At 66.8% G+C, this 6,983-nt stretch carries 7 protein-coding genes; all 7 read left to right on the top strand.

All coding sequences use genetic code 11. From position 1 onward, the window contains the following. On the top strand, window positions 1–212 hold a 212-nt coding region (locus AC07XB_RS20360), incomplete at its 5' end, for a hypothetical protein (protein ID WP_494752801.1). After that, window positions 205–1,023: an ABC transporter permease gene (locus AC07XB_RS20355; protein ID WP_492829600.1), complete on the top strand. Its 819-nt coding sequence runs from the start codon at window positions 205–207 to the stop codon at window positions 1,021–1,023. The genes AC07XB_RS20360 and AC07XB_RS20355, both read left to right, overlap by 8 nt. Window positions 1,024–1,034: 11 nt before the next feature. Continuing rightward, window positions 1,035–1,916, top strand: a complete 882-nt coding sequence (locus tag AC07XB_RS20350; RefSeq protein ID WP_492829614.1) for an ABC transporter permease — start codon at window positions 1,035–1,037, stop codon at window positions 1,914–1,916. Continuing rightward, the gene (locus tag AC07XB_RS20345; RefSeq protein ID WP_492375200.1) at window positions 1,909–2,982 is read left to right on the top strand and encodes an ABC transporter ATP-binding protein; all 1,074 of its coding nucleotides are present in this window, start codon (window positions 1,909–1,911) and stop codon (window positions 2,980–2,982) included. Before AC07XB_RS20350 ends, AC07XB_RS20345 begins: the two co-directional genes overlap by 8 nt. Then, window positions 2,979–3,842 (top strand): phosphodiesterase, encoded by an 864-nt coding sequence (locus AC07XB_RS20340; protein WP_492807124.1) that lies wholly within the window; start codon window positions 2,979–2,981, stop codon window positions 3,840–3,842. The genes AC07XB_RS20345 and AC07XB_RS20340 overlap by 4 nt, the downstream gene beginning before the upstream one ends. 493 nt (window positions 3,843–4,335) lie before the next feature. Then, entirely contained in the window at window positions 4,336–4,989 is a 654-nt protein-coding gene (locus tag AC07XB_RS20335) for a response regulator (RefSeq protein ID WP_492829598.1), read from the top strand. Between the two features lie 3 nt (window positions 4,990–4,992). Continuing rightward, a complete protein-coding gene (locus AC07XB_RS20330; protein WP_492375197.1) occupies window positions 4,993–6,804 on the top strand; it encodes an ATP-binding response regulator in 1,812 nt (603 codons plus the stop codon). Window positions 6,805–6,983 lie beyond the last annotated feature (179 nt).

The raw sequence follows: 6,983 nt of genomic DNA, 5'->3' as shown, positions 1-6,983 counted from the left end.
CCGGCCGAGTACGAGGATTTAAAGGTGGAAGCTGCCTGAGAAAGTGTCCAGGTTTACTTGACCACCACAGTCGCCGCGCCGCAGGCGTGGTGAAACTGCAGTTGAAGTTGAAGTTGAAGTTGAAGTTAAGCAGTCCCCCCATTGAACCCAAGCCATCAACGTTGAAGCTGATCCTCACCCACCCCGGGAAAAAGCAAACCCATCATGCCTAAACGAAGCCCCCCACTCCTCCTCTTCGCCCTCCCGGCCCTGATCGTCTTCTTCGCCTTCTTCTGCCTGCCCATGGCAAAGCTGCTGGCGATCAGCGTCACGGGTGAAAAAGGCGCGAGCGTTTACTGGACCGTCATCTCAAGCGAGCGCTATCTGCACAGCCTGATGGTCACCGTGCTGCTATCGGCAACGGTCACGCTGGCCACCCTGATCATCGCCGGCATCACCGGCACCTTCCTGGAGCGCAACGCCGTGCCCGGAACGGCTCTGCTGGTCGCCATGCTGACGTTCCCGCTCGCCTTCCCCGGCGTTGTCATCGGCTTCATGGTCATCATGCTGGGCGGGCGCAACGGCCTGCTCGCCATGGTGGGCGACTGGCTGGTGGGAGACCGCTGGACCTTTGCGTACGGTCTCGCCGGCCTGTTCGTCGGCTACCTGTACTTCTCCATCCCGCGCGTGATCCTGACGGTGATGGCAGCCGTTGCCAAGCTCGACGCATCGCTGGAAGAAGCCGCCCGATCGCTCGGCGCGGGCCGCTGGCGCGTGGTGCGCGACGTGATGTTGCCCGCGCTGATGCCGGCCATGATTTCCAGCGGCGCGATCTGCTTCGCCACCAGCATGGGCGCCTTCGGCACGGCCTTCACGCTGGCCACGCAGCTCGATGTCTTGCCGCTGACCATCTACAACGAGTTCACCAACTACGCCAACTTCGGCATGGCCGCCGCACTGTCCCTGCTGCTCGGCACGGTCACCTGGGCCTTGCTGGCGGTGGCGCGCTGGTTCTCGGGCGACGCTGTCGCCGCTACTGCCTGAGGCTACCCATGATGACGTCTTCCCGCCGCGGCAATGCCTACTGGCTGCAGCTCGCGCTTACCCTTCTGGTATGCCTGTTCATGGTGGTACCGGTGGTGCTGTCCGTGCTGGCCGGCCTCACCAACAACATCTTTGTCGGCGTGTCCAGCGGCCTCACCACGCGCTGGCTGGTAGAGGTGTGGGCGCTCTACCGCAACACCATCTTCCTGTCGCTGGGCATTGCCCTGGCATGCCTGGCTTGCACCCTGGTGCTGGGCGTGCCCGCGGCCTACTACATGGCGCTGCGGCGCGGGCGCGTGACGCGCCTGATCGAGGAGCTGCTGATGCTGCCGGTGGCGGTGCCAGGGCTGGCCACCGCGCTTGGGCTGATCCTGCTCTATGGTGGCTGGCAGGCGTTCCGCACGAGCTGGGTGTTTATCCTCGTGGGCCATGTGCTGTTTACGTTGCCGTTCATGGTGCGCTCGGTGCTGGCCATCATGTCGGCCATCGATATCCGCACGCTGGAGGACGCTGCCGCCAGCCTGGGCGCAAACCGCCTGCAGCGCTTCTTCACCGTGGTGCTGCCGAACTGCCGCCAGGGCATCCTGGCCGGGGCGCTGATGGTGGTAACGCTGTCGGTGGGGGAGTTCAACCTGACCTGGATGCTGCATACGCCCACCACGCAGACGCTGCCCGTGGGGCTGGCCGACAGCTACGCCTCGATGCGGCTGGAGATCGGCTCGGCCTACACCATCGTGTTTTTCTTCATGATCATCCCGCTGCTGGTGCTGATGCAGGGCTTGTCCGCGCTGGGCGCGCGCGCCCGCAAGCACCAGCCGCTTGCCGACGGCGTCGACGCCAGAACGATCCCCGGCACCGATCCGCTCTCCACTTCCGAGGCCCGCCATGCATGAACCGACCACCATCACGCTGCGCCACTGCGGCAAGACCTTCGCCGACGGCACGCTGGCGCTGCAACCGCTCGACCTAGACATCGGCGCAGGCGAGACCGTGGTGCTGCTCGGCCCCTCGGGCTGCGGCAAGACCACCACACTGCGCATCATCGCCGGGCTGGAGTTCCCCGACGCCGGCGGCGTGGTGATGTTTGGCGACAACGATGTGACGCCGCTGCCGATCGAGCAGCGCGGCGTGGGCATGGTGTTCCAGAGCTACGCACTGTTCCCCAACATGACCGTGGCGGAGAACATCGCCTACGGCCTGCGCGTGCGCCGCATCGACGCCGCCGCGCGCCGCCGCCGGGTGGACGAGATGCTGGCCATGATGCATCTGGGGCCTTTTGCCGAGCGGCGCATCGACCAGTTGTCCGGCGGCCAGCGCCAGCGCGTGGCGCTGGCCCGCGCCATTGCCGTGCAGCCGCGCGTGCTGCTGCTCGATGAGCCGCTGACCGCGCTGGACGCCAAGCTGCGCGACGCCTTGCGTGCCGACATCAACCAGTTGCTGCGCAGCCTGCATATCACCGCCGTCTACGTCACCCACGACCAGGCCGAGGCAATGGCGCTGGGCGACCGCATCATCGTGATGGACCGTGGCCGCATCGCGCAGACCGGCACGCCGCAGCAGATCTACCGCGCGCCGGCCAATGCCTTCGTGGCGGATTTCATCGGCACCATGAACCGCCTGCCGGCCGTGCTGGAGGCCAATGCCTGGCGCGTGCCGGGCGGCCTGGTGCCACGCCATGGCACCGCCGCAAGCCTCGCCGCCGCGCCCTCGCCGCGCGCCGAACTGCTGTTCCGCCCCGAAGACGTCGCGCTGGCACAGGCCGAGGATGCCCACCTGGGTGGCTCGGTCGTCACCGCGCTGTTCCTGGGCAACTACACACGCTTGCTGGTCGACGTGGGCGCGCCGGCGCCGCTTGTCGTCGACACCACCCGGCGCGATGGCTGGCTCGCGGGCGACCGCGTGGGCCTGCGCCTCGATACCGGCCACCTGATCACGCTCCCCGAAGCGCTCTGCGCATGAACACCACCAACGACAACCCGGCCGGCACCTACCTGCTGGCCCACATCACCGACCTGCACATCAAGGCCGGCGGCAAGCTGTCCTACCGCATGGTAGACACCGCAGGCGCGCTGCGGCGCTGCATCGCGTCGCTGCTGGCGGCGCCGCAGCAGCCCGACTCCGTCGTCATCACCGGCGACCTGGTGGACTTCGGCACCGAGGAGGAATACCGCTTCCTGCGCGGCATCCTGCAAACGCTGCCGATGCCGGTGCGGCTCTTGCCCGGCAACCATGATCACCGCGCCACGCTGCGCCGCGTGTTTGCCGATCACGATTACCTGTTCGCCAACGGCGACGGTGACGCGCCGGTTCACTACAGTGTGGAGGCCGGGCCACTACGCCTGGTGGCCTTCGACTGCACGGTGCCGGGAAAGCCGGGCGGCCGGGTCGATCCCGCCGCGCTGCCGTGGCTCGAGGCCACGCTCGCGGCCGAACCTGGCAGGCCTACGCTGTTGATGCTCCACCACCCGCCCTTTCATACCGGCATCGGCCACATGGACCAGCAGGGCCTGAAGGATGCAGCGCTGCTGGAGGCGGTGGTGCGCAGGCACCCGACCGTCGAGCGCGTGTTGTGCGGCCACCTGCACCGGCACATCACGCACCGCTTTGGCGGCACCATCGCCATGACGGCGCCGGGTCCCGCGCATCAGGTCACGCTCGATCTCGATCCGCAGGCGGCCTCGCGGTTTCGCATGGAGCCGCCCGGCTACCTGCTGCATCAGTGGGATTCCGCGCATGGGCTGGTCAGCCACGCGGCGGTGATCGGTGACTTTGGCGCAGACCATCCTTTCTTCGATGCCGCGGGCAAGCTGATCGACTGACTGGCCGGTCGGTCAACTAAGAAGGCATCGGCAAATCGGCCTGCAACAGGTTGCATCCCCCGGGCGGGGGGCCTATCCGGCGGCGCGAAACCGTGGGCCAAAAAAAACCCACTGCCGGGTGGTAGTGGGTAACAAAAGTGGTATGGGCGAGTCGCGGAAATCACCCATGCGTGCATGGTGACACCAGACGTGCGCGAACAAAATAATCCTTCTGGACTAGTGCCCATCCCTGCGCCAAGCCGCCGGCGCCCGCATGCGGCAGATCATTTCCCGCGAGCGCCAGCGCACAGGCGATCTGCAGGGCGGCACCACGCCAGACCCCGCTGCGCCCCACCCTTCCTTTCCCCTCTTTAGTGGGGAAATAGACAAGCCCACCATAATCGAGTCCAATTCGCCTTGGCGCTCGCTTCGACCGGGGCGCAGCGCGTCACATTTTGCTCCACTTGTTCCATCGGCCGCAGCCTGCGCGCCGTGCGCCGGCCAACCCCAACCCATGCTCAACGCCCACCTGCTGCTGATCGACGACCACACCCTGTTCCGCACCGGCCTGCGCCTGGTGCTGGCAGACAGCCCAAGCGTGGCGAGCATCATCGAGGCGGGCTCCGTCATGGGCGCGGTAGAGGAACACCGCGCCGCCAGCGTGGATATCATCCTGCTGGATATCCAGATGCCCGGCCTCAACGGAATCGAGGGCATCAAGGTGTTGCGCCGCCACTTCTGCGCAGCGCGCATCCTGATCGTGTCCGGCACCTCCGGGCTGGAAACCATTCCCGCCGCCGCGCGCAAGGAGATTGCCGGCTTCCTGCCAAAATCCGCGGGCAGCGTCGAGATCGAAGACGCCATCGCCTCTTGCCTTCGCGGTGACACGTACTTCAACGCCGGCGCCGACTGCGGCAACCCGGATGGCCATGCCAGCGGCAACGCGTACCAGGGCTACCAGGCCAGCTCGCTCACGCCGCGCCAGCTCGAGGTGCTGGACCAGCTCAGCCAGGGCCGCTCCAACAAGATCATTGCCTATCATCTGGGGCTCTCGGAAAACACCGTGCGCGTCCACGTGGCGGCCATTCTCGATTACCTGGGCGTGGTCAGCCGCGTCGAGGCGGTGCTGGAGGCACAGCGCCGTGGCCTGGTGCAGACGGGCAGGTAAGCCATGGCGTTTCTCCTCCCTCGCTTTGACGAACCGCGGCTGCTGGCCGCGCAAATGGAACTGATCGACCAGAGCTTCGGCATCGCCATGCTGGGCTGCGCGCTAGCGGCGTTCATCCTGGCCCTCGGCCTGGTCCTTGGCGGCGGGCATCCGGGTGCGTTGCCCTGGGCGCTGACGATGGGGCTGGCCTGCGCCGCCGGGCATTTCGGGCGGCGCCTGATGCCCGAGCGCACGGCCGAAGCCCATGCCGGGCGCTACGCGCGCAGCATGACGCTGCTGCTGACGCTGATCGGCGCGCTCTGGGGACTGGCGGCGTGGCTCTACATGGATGTGAGCACGCCCGCGACGGTGATCTGCATCCTCTCGCTGATCGCGGGCATGAGCGCGGCCGCGCTGGCGGTGTTCTCCGCCTGCCTGCCGGTTGCCGTGGGGTTCTTCATCCCGGCCATCGTGCCGGTCTGGGCGGTCTTCATCGCCACCGGCGACGTCGCCTACCTGCCCATGTTCCTCGGCGCGCCGCTTTATCTCATGGTGCTGATGATCTTTGCGCGCAACTATGCGCGCGTGGCACGGCACGGCATTGCGCTGCGCTTTGCCAATGTGGAGCTGATCTCGCAGTTGCGCGAACAGACAGCCCGCGCTGAATATGCCCAACGCGAGGCCGAGGAAGCCAACCGCGCCAAATCCGTGTTCCTCGCCTCGGCCAGCCACGACCTGCGCCAGCCCCTGCATGCGCTCGGCTTGTTCGTGGTCACGCTGGGCCGCTCCGAGCTCACCGACAAGCAGCGCCAGTTGCTCACGCACATCGAGGCTGCCTCCGGGGCGGCGCGCGAAATGCTCAACACGCTGCTGGACTTCTCCAAGGTGGACGCGGGCGTGATCACCGCCCGGCCGCGCGCCTTCCGCCTGCAGCCCTTGCTCTACAAGCTGGAGAACGAGTTTGCGCCGCAGGCCGACGGCCGCGGCCTGTTCTACCGGACCCGGGATACCACCGCCACGGTGTTCGCCGACCCGACGCTGGTCGAGCTGATCCTGCGCAACCTGATCGCCAATGCGATCCGCTATACCACCCAGGGCGGCGTGCTGGTGGCATGCCGCCGCCGGGGTGAGCGCACGATGATCGAGGTCTGGGATACCGGGATCGGCATTCCCATGACCCAGCATCGCGCGATCTTCAAGGAATTCCACCAGTTGGGTAATCCGGAGCGGGACCAGCGCAAGGGCCTCGGGCTAGGCCTGGCTATCGTGGAAGGGCTGGCGCGCACCATCTCCACCCGGATCCTGCTGAACTCTCGGCCTGGCCGCGGATCGGTCTTCCGCTTCGCCCTGCCCCTGACTGAGGACCGCGCCGAAACCCAGCCCGCCGGCTTGCATCACAAGCCGAGCCTGAAGGGATTGCGCGTGCTGGTGATCGACGACGACCAGGAAATCCGGGTCGCCATGACGGCGCTGCTGGAGAGCTGGCAATCGGTGTGCCTGGCCGTGGAGTCCGAGGAAGACGCGCTGGCCGCGCTTGGCGCCTTCCAGCCCGACCTGCTGCTGGCCGACTATCGCCTGCGCAGCGAGCGCACCGGCCAAGAAGCCATGATGGCGATCCGCGAGCGGCTAGGACACGCCATTCCCACCGTCATCATCACCGGCGATACCGCCCCGGACCGCCTGCGCAGCGTCCATGCCGGGGGTGCCGCGCTGCTGCACAAGCCAGTTGTGGCGCATCAGTTGCATACAGCCATGACGGCGCTGTTGCGCAATGCCGGCTGGCGACAGGACATCCCCCGGGGCGCCGCGGTCCGGGCAACACGCGCCGAAGGCTGACGGGCGCGTCTGCCCCGCTTTTATCCCGTCTTGATTCATGCTTTTTTCGTATTAATCAATCCGTCCTATTAATTGGACTTAGTGCCAACGCCCACCCACACTGCATCGTGACAGCAGGCACGGGCGTCACTGGCAAGCCGTATTGCTTCCGCTAACGTGCCGCGAGGTTCACCGACCCC

This window comes from Cupriavidus sp. GW821-FHT02F09, from assembly GCF_059421605.1.
This window is presented reverse-complemented; position numbering and strand designations above follow the sequence as displayed.